The organism is Nocardioides terrigena, from assembly GCF_003047265.1.
Classification (GTDB): domain Bacteria; phylum Actinomycetota; class Actinomycetes; order Propionibacteriales; family Nocardioidaceae; genus Nocardioides; species Nocardioides terrigena.
Genome location: NZ_PZYY01000006.1, coordinates 112,051 through 130,587 on the forward strand (window position 1 = coordinate 112,051; position 18,537 = coordinate 130,587).

Consider the following 18,537-nt stretch of genomic DNA (forward strand, 5'->3'; position numbering starts at 1 on the left):
GTCCTCAGGAGAGGGAGAGGGCGACGCCCACCACGACCACCGCCGGCAGCAGCAGGAGCAGCAGCGCGCCGGCGAAACGGGCACCGCCGGCCGCCGCACCCACCAGGACCTTGCCGAGGGTGTTGGTCGCCAGGCCCGCCCCGATCGCCACCACGGCGGTGGCGAGGGGGAGGTCGCCGCTGTGCACCAGGGTGGCCATGGCGACGCTGGCTCCGTGGACGTCCGCCAGCGCCGCGGTGGCGCTCGCCGCTGTTGCACCGGCGGCGCCGTACCGGTCCTGGAGCCACAGGGCCAGGGGCAGCACGGCGGAGATGATCGCGGCGAGGAGGAGGGCCGGACCGATGGCGAAGGGACGACCGGTGGGCGTGGAGTCGTCCTCGCCGTGGACCGACCGGCCCAGCCACCACGCCTCGAGGGCCAGCACCAGGCTGCCGGCCACCACGGCGGGGAGCAGGCGGACCGTCACGGTGGGGTCGACCAGCGCCGTCACCAGGGCCAGCTGGACCAGGGTCGCGACGCTGGCGAGCAGCGTGCCGGCGAGGGCCGCCCGCACCGGCACCTCGCTGCGGCGGGCCCGGGCCGCCATCACCCCGGTGGTCGCCGTCGCGGACACGAAGCCGCCCGCCAGGCCCGCGATCATCACCCCACGCCGGGCGCCGAACATCCGGGTGGCGGCGTAGCCGACCCAGCCGATCGCGATGATCAGGACGACCAGCAGCCAGATGCGCTGCGGCACCCACGCGCCGTACGGCCCGACGGGACCCGACGGCAGGACCGGCAGCACGACGAAGGCGGCGACGAAGAAGACGAGGGCGTCCGAGCGCTCCTGGTCGGTGACAGTCTCGCGGACGAAGCGGTGCAGCGTCTCCCGGGAGACCAGCAGCACCGTGACCGCGACGGCGACACCGACGGCGACGGCGGGGTCGGTGTGGCTGAGCGCGCCGAGGCCGAGGGTGGCCAGGACGGCCGTCTCGGTGGTGATGCCGCGGTCCTGGTCGCCGGTGACGACGTAGCCCGCGACGACGAGCAGCGCGACGCCCGCGCACAGCACCGCGGCCACCACGAGCGGCACCTGGACGGCCAGGGACCCGATGACGGCGACGAGGGCGAAGGTGCGGATCCCGGCCGTGCGCCCGGGCTGGTCGCGCTCGCGCTCGGCACCCACGAGCAGGCCGATGGCCAGCGCGACACCGAGCGACTGCCACAGCTGGAGCTCGCCCATGGGTCCAGCGTCGTGGAGGCACCGGGCGGCCGGCAGGGCCCGACGGTCCCCCGGAACGGGCCCAACGGCCCGTGCGACGGCCGCGTCGCGGTGCCATGGTCGAGGGGAGAGGGAGGACCGCCATGGACGAGACGACTGCCACGGGGACCGGGCAGGGGACCGGCCTCACCGCCCATGCCTTCGAGGTGACGCGCCGGCTGGCGTCGGCGGGCGGCTCCGTCGTGGGCGTGACGCCCCCGCCGCTGCGCCATGCCCTCGCCACCCTGGCGCGCTCGGTGGACCAGCTGCCGAGCGTGGCCGCACAGGTGGACGTGCTGCAGCAGGAGGTGCACGCCCAACGGCTCGGCCTCCAGGCGGTCCGGGCCGAGCTCGCCGCCCTGGACAGCCAGCTGGCCCTCCTGGAGCGCTCCCTGGCGCCGGTCGCGGCGTGGAACCACCAGACGACGCGCCTCCGCCTGTCCCTGGCCGACGCCCTCGAGCACCTGCCGGACGGCCACGACGACGACCGCGACCGGGACTACGACCAGCACTGAGCGGCCCCGGCCGGGACCGACACGATCGCGAGGAGACCGTCGATGAGCACCTACCGAGTCCTGTGGCGCGTGGTGGCCACCATCACCGTCCTGCTGGCCGCGGTGGCGACCGCGTTCACGATGGACCTCGGGGTGATCCTCGCCGTCGCGTTCGCACTGGCCGTCTTCGGCGCCCTCATCGCCCTCACCCTGCGGGACGACCTCGAGCACGTGCGGTACCCGGTCCTCAAGGGTGCGGCCCTGGCCGTCGTGCCGACCCTGGTCCCGGGACTCTCGCAGGTGGCGGGCCCGGCGGGCACCGCGACGGCCGTGGTCGTCGCGCTCGCCTCGCCCTGGGTGGTGTCGCGGGTCCTGCGCAGCGTGCAGCCCTGGTTGCTCCCGTCGCGCCTCGTGCAGGCCGGGATGGCCGACGAGGACGAGGCGCTGCGGCGCCAGTGGGCGGAGTCGACGCGTCAGCTGCGGCGGGCCGGGACCGTCGCGGACCGGCTCGTCGTCGTGCAGGTGCGCCAGCAGATCCTGGACGACATCACCGCGCGCAGCGGCTGTCCGCTCCCGTCCTTCGTCTGGGAGAGCTCCCACGGGCAGCCCGGCCAGACCCACCTGCCGCAGCGCCGCCGCCCGCCGGGGCCGTTCCCGATGTGGTGACCCGCGCGCCCTCCCGGGACCTTCGGCACTGGCGCGAGCACCCGCCGGCCGACCACCGTGGACCCATGTCGATCAACCTGCCCGCCGTCCTCGTCGCGTCGGCCTGCCTGGTCGCCCCGAGCCTCGTGAGCCCCGTGGGCGTTGCCGCTGCCGTCCCGCCGACGACCCCGACCCTGGTGGACGTCCGTGCGTCCCACCACCCCGGCTTCGACCGGATCGTCTTCGAGTTCGACGGCGACCTGCCCGCGAGCCACGGGGTGCGGTACGTCGACCGGCTGGTCGCCGACGGCTCCGGTCTGCCGGTCCGGGTGGCCGGTCGCGCGATCCTGCGAGTGGTCCTCGACCCCGCTCAGGCCCACGACGACGGGGGCCGCCCGACGGTGCCGCGGCGCACGGCGTACGCGCTGCCCAACGTGATGACGACCGTGCGGGCCGGAGACTTCGAGGCGGTGACGACGTACGGCATCGGGCTGGCGAAGCGGACGCCCTTCGAGGTGACCACGCTCGAGGACCCGAGCCGCCTGGTCATCGACGTGCGGGCCGGCTTCCGCACGGTGCAGCGTCGTGTCTTCCTCCTCGACCGGGACCGATTCGTCGACAACGTCGAGCCGTTCTTCGTCCCGGTGATGCGTCCGGTGCGGCCCGGCACCCCGGCGACGGACCTGATGGACCGGCTCTTCGCGGGGCCGCTGCCCGGCGAGCGGCGTGACGGTCTGCGGCTGGTGAGGTCCCGGGCGACCGGCATCACCGACGTGTCCGTCGCGGGCGGGATCGCGCGGGTGCGACTGACCGGTCGGTGCAGCAGCGGAGGATCCACGGTGACGGTCGCGGGCTCGATCATGCCGACGCTGCGCCGGCTCCCGTCGGTCGACTGGGTCAAGATCTACGACCCTGCGGGACGCACGGCCAGCCCGACCGGCCCGACGGACTCGATCCCGGCCTGCCTGGAGCCGTGAGGCCCCTCAGTCCTTGAGGTGGAGCGGTACGACGGCGACGGTGCAGCTCGCGTGCTCCAGGACGGTGGTCGCCACCGAGCCGAAGAGCATCTCGCCGGCTGCGCTGCCGTGGTGGGTGCCGAGCACGACGAGCTCCTTGTCCGCGGCCGCGTCCATGACGGCCAGGTCGACCAGGCCGGTGGCGAGCGCGCGGTGGACGACCACGTCGGGGTACTTCTCCGCCATGCCGGCCAGGATCTCGGCGAGCAGCAGCAGCTCGTCCTCGTCGGCGTGCACGCCCTCCTGGTCGCCGTGGGCGTGCACGGCCGCGTGCCGGACGTCCCAGTAGGCGTGCAGGACGGTGAGGGGCAGGCCGTGCGCCGAGGCGTGCTGGAAGGCGAACTCGAGCGGCGCCATGGAGCGCTCCGTGGCGTCGACGGCGACGAGGACGCCGGAGCGCTCGGCCCCGTCGGTCGGACGCATCACGACCAGCGGGCAGGTCACGTGGTGCGAGACCCCCACCGCCACCGAGCCGAGCAGGAGGGACCGCACCGGGCCGCGACCCCGGGAGCCCATGACGACCATCGACGCGCGCGTCGCGACGTCCAGCAGCACCTGGCGGGGGTCGCCGAAACCGAGCAGCACGTGCACCTCGAGCTCGGGCGCGCGGGCGGCGACGTCGGCCCGCACCTCGGCGAGCAGCTCCTTGGCCTGGGTCTCCAGCGCTTCGAGGCCGATCCCGGTGCCCATGCTGGGTGACATGCCCACCGGCGCGATCCAGACGGTGTCCATGGGGGACAGGGCGTGCACCAGCGTCAGCGGGCGCCGGGTGAGCCGGGCCTGGTGGACGGCGAAGTCCACCGCGAGGTCCGACGACGGGGAGCCGTCGACGGCGGCCACGATCGTGCCCAGGGGTGCTTCGGCGGTGTTCATCTCTGCATCTCCTCTGCCCGCGGCAGCGACGATCGCTGCCGGTACCTCCAGACTTGTCGACGGCGGTGGCTGCCGGGAGGGCATGTCGGTCCGGATGCCCGGGACGTTGGACCCCGGCCCGGGCCCGGTCTCAGCGAGCCGCGGAGCGCGACGCCGGGTCGCCGGTGAGGACGCGGACCGCGAGCGAGGTCGTGGCCTCGACACCGAGGAAGCCCACGACCCGGCTCACCCGGTCGATGTCGAGGGGGAGCAGACCGGGGGTGCCGGGCACGTCCGGGGTGAGCCCGAGGTCGAGGTCGTCACGGCCGGACATCATCCGCACGTTGAAGTCGTAGCGCTCGCGGGCGCCGGGTGCGGCGAGACGGCGTACGACGCCCGCACCGGTGCGGCGACCCCCGGTCTCGGCGGCCAGCGCGTCCAGCGCCGCGACGAGCGAGCGCCCGTCGTCGTGGTCGACGTCGGCCCAGACCGCATCCATCGAGCCCGCAGTGAGGAGCAGCGCGGCGGCGGCCTTCTCGCCGATGCCGGTCACGCCGGGCAGGTTGTCGCTGGCGTCGCCGCGCAGGGCGGCGTACTCGAGGTAGTTGGCGGCGGGCACGCCGTACATCGCGTGCAGGCGCGTCGGGTTGAGCAGCGGCGAGCCGTTGATGCCGCCGTTGATGAGGCGCAGCACCTGCGTGTGGTCGCTGATGTGGGCGAAGGCGTCCCGGTCGGAGGTGATGATGACGCAGTTCCAGTCGTGCCGCTCGGCCCACGTGGCGCCGGAGGCGTTGACGTCGTCGGCCTCGAGACCGGGCGGTGTGAGGGTGGCCAGGCCGAGGGCGTCGAGCAGGGCACCGGCGCGCTCGAGCTGCTCGACGAGCTCGGCGTCCTTCTCCGCCCGCCCCGCCTTGTAGTCGGGGTAGAAGTCGCGCCGCTCGGAGCCGGTGCGGTCGTCGAGGCCGAAGATCACTGCGTCCGGCGCGAACTGGTCGATGGACTCCAGGATCTGGCGCAGCATCCCGTGCAACGCCCACACCGGGCGGCCCGCCCGGTCCTTGATGCGCGTGTGGGCCCGCGCGTGGTGGTTGCGGTGCAGCAGCGACGGCGCGTCGACGACCAGCAGCAGCTTGCGGGCGCCGGGGTCGGTGGGCGCGGTGCGCTCGGTGGGCTCGGTGGGGGAGGGGCTCATGGGGGATCGGCGACCACCCTAGGCGGATGTCGAAGTCGGTGCGGCTCGCGCGTCTGCGTTGCAAGGAGAACGATGGGCGTGGCCCCACGCCGCAGGTACGTTCACGAGACGACCGGGAGGTCACCATGCAGTACCTCATCCTCGCTGCCGAGGACGACGCCGCCTTCGCGGCACGTGACGACATCGAGCGCAGCGCCGGCTACTGGGAGTCGTGGCAGGGCTACATCGCGGCGCTCACCGAGAGCGGCCTGCTGGCCGGAGCAGGTGGCCTGCAACCACCGTGGACGGCGTCGACGGTCAGGGTGCGCGACGGGCGTCGCACGGTCCAGGACGGGCCGTACGCCGAGACCAAGGAGCAGCTCGGTGGCTACTTCGTCATCGACGCCCCCGACCTCGACACGGCGCTGCACTGGGCGGAGCGCTGCCCGGCTGCGGCGTACGGCTCGGTCGAGGTGCGTCCGCTCCTACCACCCCCGGGTGCGTGACCGACACGACGGCAGCCGTCGTCGACGAGGTCGCCCGGACGTCGTACGGCCGCCTGGTCGCCTATCTCGCCTCCGTCACCGGGGACCTGGCCGCCGCGGAGGACGCCCTCGGCGACGCGCTGGTCGCGGCGCTGACCACCTGGCCGGAGCGAGGAGTGCCCGAGCGACCCGAGTCGTGGCTGCTCACGGCCGCGCGGCGCACGCTCATCGACGCGGGACGTCGGCGCGACGTCGCCCGCGCGGCCCTGCCGGCGCTCGCCCGGGCGATGGAGGAGAGGTCGGAGCAGCTCTCGGGCGGCGTCATCAGCGACGACCGGCTCCGGCTCATGTTCGCCTGCGCGCACCCGGCGATCGCGCCGGCGATGCGGAGCCCGCTGATCCTGCAGGCGGTGCTCGGCCTCGACGCGGCGCGGTTGGCACCGGCCTTCCTCGTGGCGCCGACGACGATGGGGCAGCGCCTGGTGCGCGCCAAGGCCAAGATCAGGGATGCCCGGGTCCCGTTCCGAGTGCCCGAGCGGCACGAGCTCCCCGAGCGGTTGGACGCGGTGCTGGACGCGGTCTACGCGGCGTACGGCACCGGCTGGGACGACGTCGACGGCCTCGACGAGGCCCGCCGTGGCCTGGTGCCGGAGGCGATCCGTCTGGCCCGGTTGCTCGCCGAGCTGCTGCCTGACGAGCCGGAGGCCCACGGGCTGCTCGCACTGGTGCTGCACTCGCACGCCAGGCACGATGCGCGGCGGGACGCGTCAGGTGACTACGTCCCGCTGGCCGAGCAGGACGTCTCGCTCTGGTCGCGCGAGCTGATCGCCGAGGCCGAGGCGCACCTGGCCCGGGCGATGACCGGTGGCCGCATCGGGCCCTACCAGCTGCAGGCGGCCATCCAGTCGCTGCACAACCGTCGCAGCGCCACCGGGAAGACGCACTGGCCGGCGATCGCGCAGCTGTACGACGGCCTGGTCCGGCTGGCGCCCACGACCGGTACGGCGGTCGCTCGGGCCGCGGCCCACCGGGAGGTGGAGGGCGCCGCGGCCGCGCTCCTGCTGCTCGACGAGCTCACGGGCGAGATCGGCGACGACGCTGTCGCCGGCTACCAGCCCTACTGGGTGCTGCGGGCGCTGTGCGAGCACGAGCTAGGCCGGACCACGGCGCCCGAGGCCGCCAGCCGCGCCGTCGCCCTCACGACCTCGCCCCGGGTGGCCGCGCACCTGCGCCGGACGCTCGGTCCGGGTCAGGGGACATGACTGCCGACGCGAGGACGAGCTGGACGGGTGGGACGTAGATCTCGACGCCGTCGGGTGCGGTGAGGATGACGTCGGCCTGGTTGTCGTCGAGTCGGCGGGTGCCGGTGTGGTCGACGAGGTAGCTGAGTCCGTGGGGGGTTTGCCAGAGGTGTCTGCCGGGTCCGATGGTGCGGCAGCGGTAGCGGCCGTGGGTCTTCCAGCGGTGGTGTCGTCGGCGGAGTGGGCCGCTGTTGTGGGGTCCGGTCTGGCCGGGTGGTCCGGTGGGGTCATAGGCGGTGCTGTGGTCGAAGTCGACGTCGCGGCGGGTCGCGGTGCGGGGGCTGTAGGGGAAGACGTCGCCGCCGGTCTGGGTCCAGACGTGGTCCTTGGTGGTTTCGGGGTGTTCGTAGGCGTCGGTGCGGCGTCGGTCGCGGAGGTCGAGGACGGGTTGGACGGTGACGTCGGCGTGGCCGAGGAGGTCGGCGAGCTGGGTGATGTCAACGGGTCCGAGGCCCTCGACGCGGGCGATGCCGGTGCGGGTGCGGAGGGCCTGGTCGGTGACGTGGACGTAGAGGACTCCGCGGCCGCGCAGGGAGGCGAGCGTGCGGGCGGACAGCGCGCAGATCCGGTCCACGGTGTGAGCCAGGTCCTCGGGTGCCCACGCGGGCCGGTCGTCCTCGGGGCTGCCTTCGTTGGTTTCCTCATCAGGGTCCGGGTCGGTGTGTTCGAGGAGGAGCTTGAGGAGGTCGACGGGTCGGGCGAGCCAACCGAGGGCCAGGGCGCGGAGCTCGTCGTGGTTGTGGTCGTGGCCGTGGGTGCGGACCAGGATGTCCGCGACGCGGTCGACCATGGCGTCGATCCAGGCGGCGTCGCCGGCGGTGACGCGGGCGATGAGGTGGCGGTAGCCGAACTCGTCGGCGCGGGAGAGGCGGACGTAGCGTTCGTGTCGGATGCGTTCGCGTTCGGCGGCGTGAGTCTCGGGGTCGGCCTCGATGATCTTGGCCCGCGCGATGGCGAACACCGTCGACGGGGCGTGGCCGGCGATCGCGCGGGCGACGGCGGTGTCGACGAGCCCGACGGTCTCGGCGAGCAGGGGGCGGGTCATGACCGCGACGCGGCGTGCGACCCACGGTTCGCAGTCGCCGGCCTGGACGATGGCCCAGGTGCGGGGGAGGCGGTGGATGAGGTCGAGGGTGTCGGCGATCAACGACCGCGTGGTCAGGGCGTGGGTCTCCTGGGCCATGGCGAGCTCGGCCAGGCAGTACTCCCGCACCTCCGGGGTGCCGTCACCACCGGGGTGGGTCATCGGGTCCTTGGCGTCCTGCGGCTGGCCGTGGAGGGCGGCCCACTGGGCGGCGAGGAGCATCTCGTCGACCTCCGCGAGGCGACGTACGCGGCGTCGGGCGGTCGCGACGTCCAGCAGGTCGCGGGCCGACAGCTCGTCGATCCCAGGGGGTGCCTGGGGATCGGTGGGGGCTGTCGGGGTGGCCATGCCCCCATTCTCTCTCGAACGCATGTTCGAGATCAAGAGGCGCGGAGTGATCTGTGGACGAGTCAATGGGCGTCGCGGTAGAGCGGCGCAGCATCCCCGTAGCCGACCCGTCGGACCGCACCCGGGATCGCGGCCGCGAGGGCCTGCGCCGTCTGCTCGTCGCACCCGACCGTGAACTCGATCTCCTCGTCGACCTCGCAGGCAACGCACCAGGCGTGGTCGTCGGGCCACACGAGGTGGGGCTCCTGGTTCACCCGCCCGGCGCCTTGCCACGCGAGGGCCGGCGCGTCCCTCATCGAGTCGACTGGCCCGGTGAAGAGCAGCATCGTCCTGTTCGGGACGGGCACCCGAGGTGCCGTGAGGGACGGGAGTCCGCTCGACCAGCCCTCCCAGATCGCCGCGTACGCCGTCGTCGGCGTGCCGGTGTGTCGAGCCAGCACCTCGAGCGCCAGCCGGAGACGGTCCTCATCGGGATCCTCGTCCCGAGCGTCTGCCGCGAGCGGCTCGGGGTTGAACGCGACGCGTACGTAGGCGTCGAAGCCCGGTGCGCCGTACCGGACGAGGTCCCACCACCTGACGCCTGCACGAAGTAGCCACTGAGCCGGTTCGGCACTTGTCGCCGGTCTCACCTCAGCCATCGGGGCAGTCTGGTCCACCACCCACGGTCACGGCATCCCCTTTCCGCTGCGGTACGCGCAACGAGCCGATGAGCGGACTTCGGGTGGACTCGGCACGGGCTCGCTGTTCACCTAGCGTGTGTGAATGCCCGACACCGCAACCCCGAATCTCCCCTCGCGCGACTTCGCGGCGACGTCAGCCTTCTACGGTCGGCTGGGCTTCGCGGAGACGTACCGGGACGAGGGCTGGATGATCCTAGGTCGCGGCGAGGCAGTGCTGGAGTTCTTTCCCTTCCCTGACCTCGACCCCGCCGAGAGCTCCTTCGGGTGCTGCCTGCGACTCGATGACGTCGACGCCTTCTACCGGGTGTGTCTCGACACAGGGCTGCCGGAGTCCACCAGGGGGTTCCCCCGACTCCATCCGCCCCGTCAGGAGGAGTCCGGGCTCCGCATCGGCGCCCTCCTGGACCCTGATGGCACCCTGCTGCGGCTCATCGGAAGGCCCTAGTCCGGTCTGCTCGCCACTCGGGTCGACCCTCCCGACTTTGGGGTACGCGCCCCGGCGCGCGGGACGGCGGTGCTCCGACGGGTCTACCGTGCCACGATGGCGACGACCGTGGCTCCGCCGCCGCCGCCGATGCTCCGGGTCGGTGGTGCCGAGTACCCCGTCCGGTTGCCGTCGCTGCGCGACCCGCGGCTCCACCTGGCCGCCACGATCACGTCGATCCAGGTGATGGGACAGGTCTTCCTCGCCTGGGAGCTCTCCATCGCCCAGATCCTGGTGAGTCTCGCGACCTGCGCGGTGATCGAGATGTCGCTGCTGTTCCACGAGCGGCGCGAGATCGTCTGGCCGGCCAGCGCCCTGCTCACCGGCAACGGCGTCGCCCTCGTCCTTCGCGTCAACGGGACCGAGCACGGCGACTGGTGGAGCATGCAGGGCTGGTACATCTTCGCCGCCACGGCCGGGCTCGCCCTGCTGTCCAAGCACCTCGTGCGGTTCCGGGGCCGGCCGGTGATCAACCCGTCCAACTTCGGCCTGGTGGTGTGCTTCCTGCTGCTCGGGACCGACGTGGTCAACCCGCTGGACTTCTGGTGGGGGCCGATGTCGTTGGAGATGCTTGCGGTCTACGCGATCCTGCTCGCCGGCGCGCTCACCGTGACCCGGAGGCTGGGGCTGTTGCCCATGTCGCTCGCCTTCTGGGCCGTCTTCGCCGCTTCCCTGGGTGTCGTCAGCGCCACGGGCCACTGCATCTCGGCGCGCTGGAGCGTGACCCCGGTCTGTGGTGCGGACTTCTGGTGGGTCGTGGTGACCTCACCCGAGGTCGTCATCTTCATGCTGTTCATGATCACCGACCCGATGACCACACCGCGGGGTGCGCGCCCGCGCGTCGTGTTCGGTGCGTCGGTGGGACTCGCGAGCGCCCTGCTCGTCGCGCCGATGCAGACGGAGTTCGGCGCCAAGGTGGCCGTCCTGTCCGGACTGGTGCTGGTGTGCATGGTCCGCCCGGTGCTGACCGTGGCGGCCGAGCGGGGCTTGCCCGTCCCGGCGCGGCTGTCCCCGGTGGTGCTGGGAGCCGTCGTCCCTGTCGCCGTCGTCGCGCTGGTGGTCGCCGGGCTGCCCGCACGGGAGCCGGCCGTCGGGGCCGTGATCGAGGCAGGGGTGCTGGAGGGGCGACCAGCGGTCGAGGTCCCGGACGGTGCCGTGCCCGCGGTGACGGTGTCCGACGACGTCAGGACGGTCGTGGGCGACGAAGCCGCCGCCCAGGCCGACCGGATGGCCCACGACCTCGTCGCGGACCTGATGATCGAGGCCGACGCAGCCAGCACCGAGGACCGCGGGCTGGCCGCCTCGGCCGTCGGTGGTCCGCGGCTCGAGTCCTTCCCCGACGAGGCGGCCACGGACGGCGTGGAGTTCGACGCCATGGAGGTGGTGCTGGTGCGCGACCCGGCCGATCCCCAGGCCGTGCCGCGCTTCGGCATCCACGGCCGGGGGCGCAGCGGCCCCGAGGTCCTGGACCACGTCTTCGTCCTGGAGGACGTCGACGGCACCTGGCTGCTCATGGAGCAGCAGGAGCCGGGCTCAGCCTGAGGTGGTGTAGCCGGACTCGACGATCCGCTCGGCCATCGGCAGGTAGTCGGCACGGTCGTGCGGCGCCCACGTGCCCAGCCCGTCGACGTACCGGTTGAACATGCAGAACGCCGCCGCGATGAGGACGGCGTCGTGGATCTCGACGTCGCTGGCGCCGGACTCCCGGGCCGCGGCCACGGTGGCCGGCGTGACCGCCGTCCCGCCGCGCTGCACCTCGGCCGCGAGAGCGAGGAGGGACCTGAGCTTGTCGCCGATCGGTGCCGACTCCGGGTCGTGGAGGACCCCGTCGACCACCGACCACCCGTCGGGCAGCTGGAGGGCGGCGAACGCCGAGTGGGAGCTCATGCAGAAGTGGCAGTCGTTCAACGAGGACACGTACGCCGCGATCAGCTCACGCTCGCCCCGCCCGAGGGAGCTGTCGCCTCGTAGCAGGACCTCCGCGAGCTGCCCGAGCGGCCGCGCGGTCTCGGGACGGAACTCGAAGAGGCCCCGGATGCCGGGCGACTGGGTGGGAAGGTCGATGTGTGCCACGGGAGTTCCCCCTTCGGATGGTTCGCCGACAGTAGCGCGTCAGCGACGCCGGGTGACGGTGACGAGTCGGTCGGTAGCGGGGTCGCTGACGACCTGCGGCCGCTCCTCGCCGGGCCACCAGACCCGGACCCGTGCGGCCGTCGCCGACCCCAGTCCGACGTGGGTCTCCGCGGGGTGCTGCGACTCGTAGGAGCCGGAGGTGTGGACCCACTGCGTCGTCACCGCGCCGGTGGAGGACGTGACCTCGACCCGCGCCCCGAGCCCCTGGGCGTTGCCCGGGGTCGCGGGGTCGCGCAGCCGGACGCCGATCCAGTGGCCACGGGGAGCGCTCACGTTGCGGTAGAGGTACGGCGCGGCGCCGGCGTTGGCGACGAGCAGGTCGAGGCGGCCGTCGCGGTCGTGGTCGAACACCACGAGGGCGTGCGAGACCTCCTCGTCACGGATCCCGACGCGGTCGGCCGCGTCCGTGAACACCTCGTCGGGGCCGCGGACGAAGAACCGGGTCGGGTCGCCCGTGAAGGCCGCGTAGTAGACCTCCGTCTGGTCCGAGGGGTCGACGGTCTCGCCACCGAGGCGACCGTTGGTGACGGCGACCTGGAGACGGCCGTCGTTGCCGAAGTCCGCGGCCGCGGCCCCCCAGCCCCATCCGCTGTTGCGCAGGCCCAGCTCGTCGGTCCCGTCCTCGAACTGCAGGCGACCGCGGTTGAGGTAGACCCGGTTGCCGGTGCATCCCGCGAAGTGCCCGGCGGCGGGGCAGGTGCCGTCCCGGGTCGGGTAGGCGATCGAGGTCACCAGCCAGTCCGGACGTCCGTCGCCGTCGAGGTCGCGGATCACCGAGCCCATGCCGTTCTCGTCCGTGCCGACCCCCGCTCGACGGGTCACGTCGACGAACCGGTCGCCGCGCCGGTTGCGGAACAGCCGCGACGTGCAGGCGTCGCCCGTGACCGCGAGGTCGAGCCACCCGTCTCCGTCGAGGTCGACCAGCTGCGGTGTGAACGCGAGCGAGATGCCGAGGTCGGCCAGGCCCCAGGGCCGGGTGACGTCGGTGAACCGTCCGCCGTCGTTGCGGAACAGGCGCGTGTCGCCGGTGAGCTGGACCAGGCCCGCCGCGAGGTCACGCCGGGTAGTGGCGGCCCGGTTGCACTGCCCGCTGTTGCGGTCCGACGCCTCGCCCCGCGCGACGTCGGCAGCGATCACGGCACCGGGGTTCCAGTCGGTGACCACCAGGTCCAGGTCCCCGTCACGATCCACGTCGCCGAAGTCGACGCCGCGGATGCTGCGGCCGACCGCTTCGTCGTCGGGGCGCCCCACCACCCCCCGCGCGGTCGACTCGTCGGTGAACCGTCCGGCGCCGTCGTTGACGAGGAGGCGCCCGAAGCGATTGCCCGGACCACCCAGGAACAGGTCGAGGTCACCGTCGGCGTCGATGTCCGCGAAGGCGGGAGCCGTCGCCGAGTCGAGCCCCGTCAGGCCTGCGTCGGCCGTGATGTCGGTGAACGAACCACCCTCGTTGAGGTGGAGACCGCTCGCACCGCCCGACGAGGTCAGCAGCAGGTCGAGGTCGCCGTCGTCGTCGAGGTCGACGACGGCCGCGCCGGCATCCACCTGCGCTGCCGTCGGCCCTGCGTCCCCCTCGCCCGCGCCGTCGCCCAGCCCCGCACGGGCGGCGACCTCGACGAAGCGGATGCCGTCGACCGCCTCGTCCGGCAGCGCGGGTCGCGGCGACTCGTAGGGCGACACCACCTCTCCGGCCGGGGACGCCGTGGTCGACGGTCGGGTTGCCGGGCCGGTCGAGGACGCCTGGGGCTCACCGTCGGAGAAGAGGCGGACCGCGGCCAGGACGGTCACGAGGACAAGGGCCAGCCCGAGCACCGCCGCCCGCGGTGGCGTCCTCGTCGCGGACTCTTCCACCTCGCGATGCTCGCACGTGGAGCGGGCGCGCGACCCCTCACGCAGGCGGCGTACGCCATCCGGGGGAGAGGCCCTCAGGATCCGCACCGGCGGCCCGGCGTCCTCCTACGGTGCGGCCATGCGAGGTCCGAGGCCGGTCACCCGCCGGAGGCCCGCGTCGCGGGGACGGTCCGGCCTGGTGGCGCTGGGCGTGGTGGTCGGGGTCGTCCTCACCTCGACGGTGGTGTCCTCGGTCGTGCGCCATCCCGCGTCGTCGGCGTCCGGTCCGACGTCCCTGCTCGACGGCTACCCGCAGCGCATCGGCTTCGACCGGCCGTCACCGCAGCTGCCCGAGCGGCCCGGACCCCTGGCCGCGACGCTCCGCGACAACGACTTCGGCAACATGCGCCCGCTCGGGGTGACCTCGCAGGGTGACGTCTACGAGCTGCCCTACGGCCCCAACGTGCTGTCGCCCGACGGGGCCCTCCTGCTGACGGGACCGGGGGACTGGGACGACAGCAGGATCGCGGTGCACGACCTCGTGACCGGGGACGTCCGGGTCTTCGACGACCTCGGGCAGACGATCCACAGCACCGAGCCCGGGGAGGTCAGCCTCAAGATCGACACGAACAGCGCCGTCCACTGGTCGCCCGACGGGCACACGGTCCTGGCGAGGTTCGGCGACGGCGGGCATGGTCTCCGGTTGCTGCCGCGCCTGCTGGACGTCTCCTCCGGCGAGCTCACCGCCGTGGGTGCCGGGGCGCCCGCCGGCTTCCTCGCCTCCGGGGAGGCCGTGACGGTCCGATGGGAGGACGAACCCTCCGACGGCACGGTCCTCGTGACCACGACCGACGTGGCCACGGGGGAGGCGAGCAGCCGGTCCCTCGACCTCGACGGACCGTGGGTCGGCGACCCGGACATGCGCCTGGAGGCCAGCGTCTCCCCGGACGGGACGCTCGCGCTGCTGGAGGGGACACGCGACGACGTGACGGTGCGGCTCCTCGCGCCGGACGGCACCGAGCTGGCCCCGCACAGCGTGCGCGACTGGGATGGCTGCCCGCCGGCCTGGCTCGACGACGACCCCGTGGTCCCGACCGCCACCCGGGGGTACGGGGGTTCCCTCGCGGCCGGTGCCGAGCTGGCCACGCAAGAGGGGTCGCGGTCCCTGATCGCCGTGCACCACCGGATGCAGTCGTCGTGCCTGCAGCTGGCGGCCGACGCGCTCCGGGCCGGTCCGGACCTGGCGCTGTTCGGCGCCTCGACCGCGCTGTGGACCTGGTACTGGTGGCAGCTGCTCGTCGTCGCCGCGCTGGGACTCCTCATGCTCGCTCTGCTGGTGCGGCGGGTCCGGCGCGGTCGCACCCGGTCCGGTGGTTAGCCCCCGCGGCCGAGCACATGGTGTCGCTCAGTCCATCGGCGACCCGTCGGTCCGGTGGACGAAGCAGACGCCGAAGTACCGGCCGGACTGGAACTGCTCCTTGGCGTCCCACGAGGCCACCGTCTCGAAGTCGGGTGACGACTGCTCGGGCGGGAGGCCCTCGCGGCACTGCCGCTCGGCGCGTCGGAGCTGGCCGGCCGAGGGGAAGGCGCTGAGCCCGGTGAGGGCGGCCACGCGACCGGTGGACTCGTAGGCATGTGGAGCAGCACAGTCGACCAGCGACTGGTCGGTCACGGTGGGCGGCCGGTCGAGGCAGGCCTGGAGCTGCTCGGCGTGGTCCTGGGCGGCGTTCTTGTGGGTGAAGTCGACGCGTTGCATGTCGGTGGAGGCGAAGTTGGTGGGGAACCCCGAGTCGCACCTGAGCCACGAGGCGCCGTCGGCCACCTGTTCCTTGCTGGGCAGGTAGAGCAGTGCGCTGAACGGGACCCAGTGCTCGGTGCGGATGTTGACGTAGGCACTGACCTGGTCGACGCACCAGTCGCCCCAGCGATCGGCGTTGCGCGGGGTGGGGCTGTCCAGCTCGAGCACGGAGACCGTCTGGGTGGTGTGCGGCTCGTCGCACGGCACCTCCTGGGAGAGGTCGTCGAAGTAGAAGTCGAAGGCGAAGGCCTCCTCCGGGGCCGTCCAGCAGGTGCCGGACACCGGGGCGTCGGAGACCACCCCGGACTCCTGGTCCTCCGGACCGGCGGGCTCCTCCGAGGGGCTGGCGGCGTCCTGGCTGCATCCGTAGAGGACCGCCAACGTGGTCAGGAGTGCGACCGTCCGGCCGCGGACGTTCTCGGGCATCGGCCCCACCTCGTTCGCTTCCATGATGGGCGCACTCGGAGGGGCGTGCTCGCTGGTCTGGACCGGTCTGCACGGATGTGGTGCCGTGTCAGGGTGGCGGCATGCACGTCGTACGGATCGGCTTCACCCCGCTGAAGGGCGCGAGGCATCGGACCCACCAGGCCGTCTCCCTGACGGAGGCCGGCCCGGTGGGGGACCGGGCGTTCTGCCTGGTCGACGCAGCAGCCGACCGCTGCCTGCGCACGGTCGAGAACCCGACCCTGCTCCTGACCTCCGCCTCGTGGGACGGCACGCTCCTGACCACGGAGCTGCCGTCGGGCACGGTGTCCGGCGCTCCGCGGCCGACGGGGGAGGTGCGCCAGGTCGACTACTGGGGTCGGACCGCCGCGCTGGAGGTCGTGGACGGGCCGTGGGCGGCGGCGTACTCGGACCACCTCGGCCGCGACGTCGTGCTCGCCCGCGCAGCACCCGGCGAGGTCGTCTACGGGGCGGCGGTCACGCTGGTGACGAGCGCGTCCCTCGACCGGCTGTCCGACGTGCTCGGCACCGCAGTGGACGCGGCACGGTTCCGGGCGACCTTCGAGCTGGACGTGGGCGACGAACCGGCCCGCGTCGAGGACGGATGGGTCGGCCGCCGGCTGTCGATCGGTACGGCGGAGGTGCGGGTGCGTGGGCTCGTCCCGCGCTGCGTCGTGGTCGACCTCGACCCCGCGAGCGGGGTCCGTGACCTGCGGGTCCTCCGGGCGCTGGCGACGCACCGCCGTGACGACGGCGAGGTGGCGTTCGGGGTCGACGCCGAGGTCACCCGGCCCGGTCGGGTCACTACCGGCGCGAGGGCAACCTGTAGGCCACTCCGTCCATCGGGAAGGTCGGCTCGATCCCCATTGCCCTGAGAACCGTGGGCATGATGTCGACGGAGCGGACCTCCGCCCGGAGGTCCTTCGCGGACAGGCCTGCGCCGGCGAAGACGATGGGGACCTGCTGCGCGGCACGCTGGATGCCACCGTGGTCACCCGCGACGGAGTAGGTCGTGTTGTCCGGCAGGGTCGCGATCAGGTCCGGACCGTAGTCCGCCGCCTGGGTGTCGACGAGCTCCTGGGCCTTCCTGCCGAACCAGGACCGCTCGCCGTTGGCGTCCATCCTGTCCCACCTGATCCGCGACACGCGGTCGTAGTGGTCACCGTCGCGGCGCCACACGGCGGTCACATCGGCCATGGTCCGCATCGCTGCGGCCGCCTCCTTCACCGCCGCGGGGGACTGGTCCTTGAGCCACACCCGCAGCATCGAGTCGCTGTAGGTGAGCCCGATGTTGTCGGTGTCGACCAGGGGCTGCAGCGCCGCCTGCGGCCTGTCGTAGACCTCGTCGTTCTCGGGGTCGCCGTAGTACCAGTTGAAGAAGCCGTAGTTGGGTTCGGCGACGAGCTCGCCGTGGAAGGTGTCCCCGGCGACCGACCCGTGGTCGGAGGTCAGCACGACGAGGGTGTTGTCGAGCTCGTCCTGCGCCTCGAGCTCGGCGAGGATCTTGGCAACCTGGCGGTCCGCCTCGGCCGTGGCCGCGGCCATGTGCGTCATCGGGTCGCCGTCGGCGCCCGTCGGGCCGGGGTCGGACGTGCCACCCCACATGTGCGCCGCCTTGTCGACGCCCGGGAGGCTCACGAAGATGCCGTTCCAGGACGGGTCGTTGCGCATGACCTCGACGGCGGCGTCCGCGGCCCACACGTCGCCGCCCTGGTGGGCCGGGTCCTTGCCGGTCACGTAGCGGTCGCTGTCGAGCGGGTAGAGGACGGCCGGCAGCTTGGCCGTGTCGTAGGCGTAGGCCGGGTAGCCGCTGTGCACCCAGAAGCGACTGCACGGCTCGCCGAGAATGTACGACGGGACGTTGACGCCGGTGGGCTTGCGCCACGATCCACCGGTCGTGCACTCGGGGCCACTGCCGAAGGTGATGATCGAGTCCGACCCGGCACCGCCGAAGGCGTACGCGGCGTACCCCTTGGGGCTGATGGTGAACGTCTTGGCGTCCGGGTCGGCGGCGCCGAGGTAGTCGGCGAGCTTGGGGTAGCCCGCCGCCTCCTGGAGGGTGAGGAGGTCCGTGGTCGCGTTGCTCGTGATGTAGAGCTGGTCGGGGTTGTCCGGCTCCGGGTCGCCCAGGAGGCCGTCGACGTCGCGGTAGCCCTCGTCGGTCCAACCCATGTGCTTGGGGAGCTGGCCCGAGGTGATCACGTTGTGGGTCACCACGGTGACCGATCCGGTGTGGCCGAGGTAGCCGCGCGGGGTGTCGACCCCGTCGCGCATCAACGTCTCGACGTTGCGCATGTCGTAGGTGTCGACGATCTCCCGGCTCAGCGAGTCGACCACGATGATGACGACCTTGGTGGGCCGCTCGGGTGGGCGCGGCCCGTGCTCCATGCCGCCCGGCCCGCTGGCCTGGGCACCGGCACCGGCAGCGGCCCCGACAGCGGCGACGACGAGCGCGGTGGTGATCGCGGCGATGGTGCGGGGACGACTCATGACGGTTCCCTCCCGGCGCGGCCTCGTTGCCGCGGCCCGTGC

18 protein-coding genes are annotated in these 18,537 nt (G+C 73.1%); 9 read left to right on the top strand and 9 right to left on the bottom strand.

Annotated elements, in window-relative coordinates:
* Window positions 1–4: 4 nt before the first annotated feature.
* Entirely contained in the window at window positions 5–1,222 is a 1,218-nt protein-coding gene (locus tag DAE25_RS14265; RefSeq protein ID WP_107766832.1) for an MgtC/SapB family protein, read from the bottom strand.
* Between the two features lie 122 nt (window positions 1,223–1,344).
* On the opposite strand from DAE25_RS14265, the gene DAE25_RS14270 reads away from it, so the two are divergent.
* The 3 genes from DAE25_RS14270 (at window position 1,345) to DAE25_RS14280 (ending at window position 3,356) form a co-directional block, all read left to right on the top strand.
* The gene (locus DAE25_RS14270; RefSeq protein WP_107766833.1) at window positions 1,345–1,755 is read left to right on the top strand and encodes a hypothetical protein; all 411 of its coding nucleotides are present in this window, start codon (window positions 1,345–1,347) and stop codon (window positions 1,753–1,755) included.
* Window positions 1,756–1,797: 42 nt separating this feature from the next.
* The gene (locus DAE25_RS14275) at window positions 1,798–2,400 is read left to right on the top strand and encodes a hypothetical protein (protein WP_107766834.1); all 603 of its coding nucleotides are present in this window, start codon (window positions 1,798–1,800) and stop codon (window positions 2,398–2,400) included.
* Between the two features lie 65 nt (window positions 2,401–2,465).
* Window positions 2,466–3,356 carry a GerMN domain-containing protein gene (locus DAE25_RS14280; protein WP_107766835.1) on the top strand — a complete coding sequence of 297 codons (891 nt, stop codon included), beginning with the start codon at window positions 2,466–2,468 and terminating at the stop codon, window positions 3,354–3,356.
* A gap of 6 nt (window positions 3,357–3,362) precedes the next feature.
* On the opposite strand, the gene DAE25_RS14285 is transcribed toward DAE25_RS14280, so the two are convergent.
* Both DAE25_RS14285 and DAE25_RS14290 read right to left on the bottom strand, forming a co-directional pair.
* A complete protein-coding gene (locus DAE25_RS14285) occupies window positions 3,363–4,268 on the bottom strand; it encodes a universal stress protein (protein ID WP_159083737.1) in 906 nt (301 codons plus the stop codon).
* 130 nt (window positions 4,269–4,398) lie between these two features.
* Window positions 4,399–5,439 (bottom strand): 5'-3' exonuclease, encoded by a 1,041-nt coding sequence (locus tag DAE25_RS14290; RefSeq protein WP_107766837.1) that lies wholly within the window; start codon window positions 5,437–5,439, stop codon window positions 4,399–4,401.
* A gap of 125 nt (window positions 5,440–5,564) precedes the next feature.
* On the opposite strand from DAE25_RS14290, the gene DAE25_RS14295 reads away from it, so the two are divergent.
* Both DAE25_RS14295 and DAE25_RS14300 read left to right on the top strand, forming a co-directional pair.
* Window positions 5,565–5,924: a YciI family protein gene (locus tag DAE25_RS14295; protein ID WP_107766838.1), complete on the top strand. Its 360-nt coding sequence runs from the start codon at window positions 5,565–5,567 to the stop codon at window positions 5,922–5,924.
* Window positions 5,921–7,165 carry an RNA polymerase sigma factor gene (locus tag DAE25_RS14300; protein ID WP_107766839.1) on the top strand — a complete coding sequence of 415 codons (1,245 nt, stop codon included), beginning with the start codon at window positions 5,921–5,923 and terminating at the stop codon, window positions 7,163–7,165. Before DAE25_RS14295 ends, DAE25_RS14300 begins: the two co-directional genes overlap by 4 nt.
* Here DAE25_RS14300 and DAE25_RS14305 read toward each other — a convergent pair.
* Window positions 7,101–8,636, bottom strand: coding sequence for a hypothetical protein (locus DAE25_RS14305; RefSeq protein WP_107766840.1), 1,536 nt, complete (start codon window positions 8,634–8,636; stop codon window positions 7,101–7,103). The two genes, DAE25_RS14300 and DAE25_RS14305, sit on opposite strands and share 65 nt — an antisense overlap.
* Before the next feature lie 62 nt (window positions 8,637–8,698).
* Window positions 8,699–9,274, bottom strand: a complete 576-nt coding sequence (locus DAE25_RS14310) for a hypothetical protein (protein WP_159083738.1) — start codon at window positions 9,272–9,274, stop codon at window positions 8,699–8,701.
* A 124-nt stretch (window positions 9,275–9,398) separates the two neighbouring features.
* On the opposite strand from DAE25_RS14310, the gene DAE25_RS14315 reads away from it, so the two are divergent.
* Together DAE25_RS14315 and DAE25_RS23570 are read left to right on the top strand one after the other, a co-directional pair.
* Window positions 9,399–9,761 carry a bleomycin resistance protein gene (locus tag DAE25_RS14315; RefSeq protein ID WP_107766842.1) on the top strand — a complete coding sequence of 121 codons (363 nt, stop codon included), beginning with the start codon at window positions 9,399–9,401 and terminating at the stop codon, window positions 9,759–9,761.
* 96 nt (window positions 9,762–9,857) lie between these two features.
* Window positions 9,858–11,342, top strand: coding sequence for an RnfABCDGE type electron transport complex subunit D (locus DAE25_RS23570; RefSeq protein ID WP_199907599.1), 1,485 nt, complete (start codon window positions 9,858–9,860; stop codon window positions 11,340–11,342).
* Here DAE25_RS23570 and DAE25_RS14325 read toward each other — a convergent pair.
* Window positions 11,334–11,873, bottom strand: a complete 540-nt coding sequence (locus tag DAE25_RS14325) for a carboxymuconolactone decarboxylase family protein (RefSeq protein WP_107766844.1) — start codon at window positions 11,871–11,873, stop codon at window positions 11,334–11,336. The genes DAE25_RS23570 and DAE25_RS14325 overlap by 9 nt on opposite strands.
* Window positions 11,874–11,912: 39 nt before the next feature.
* Entirely contained in the window at window positions 11,913–13,784 is a 1,872-nt protein-coding gene (locus DAE25_RS14330) for a CRTAC1 family protein (RefSeq protein WP_159083739.1), read from the bottom strand.
* A 118-nt stretch (window positions 13,785–13,902) separates the two neighbouring features.
* On the opposite strand from DAE25_RS14330, the gene DAE25_RS14335 reads away from it, so the two are divergent.
* Entirely contained in the window at window positions 13,903–15,141 is a 1,239-nt protein-coding gene (locus DAE25_RS14335) for a hypothetical protein (protein ID WP_159083740.1), read from the top strand.
* 27 nt (window positions 15,142–15,168) lie between these two features.
* On the opposite strand, the gene DAE25_RS14340 is transcribed toward DAE25_RS14335, so the two are convergent.
* Window positions 15,169–15,987, bottom strand: coding sequence for a septum formation family protein (locus DAE25_RS14340; protein ID WP_159083741.1), 819 nt, complete (start codon window positions 15,985–15,987; stop codon window positions 15,169–15,171).
* A 101-nt stretch (window positions 15,988–16,088) separates the two neighbouring features.
* Here DAE25_RS14340 and DAE25_RS14345 point away from each other — a divergent pair, with 101 nt between their 5' ends.
* The gene (locus DAE25_RS14345) at window positions 16,089–16,880 is read left to right on the top strand and encodes an MOSC domain-containing protein (protein ID WP_107766848.1); all 792 of its coding nucleotides are present in this window, start codon (window positions 16,089–16,091) and stop codon (window positions 16,878–16,880) included.
* On the opposite strand, the gene DAE25_RS14350 is transcribed toward DAE25_RS14345, so the two are convergent.
* Window positions 16,810–18,495 carry an alkaline phosphatase family protein gene (locus tag DAE25_RS14350; protein ID WP_107766849.1) on the bottom strand — a complete coding sequence of 562 codons (1,686 nt, stop codon included), beginning with the start codon at window positions 18,493–18,495 and terminating at the stop codon, window positions 16,810–16,812. The two genes, DAE25_RS14345 and DAE25_RS14350, sit on opposite strands and share 71 nt — an antisense overlap.
* Window positions 18,496–18,537: the final 42 nt, after the last annotated feature.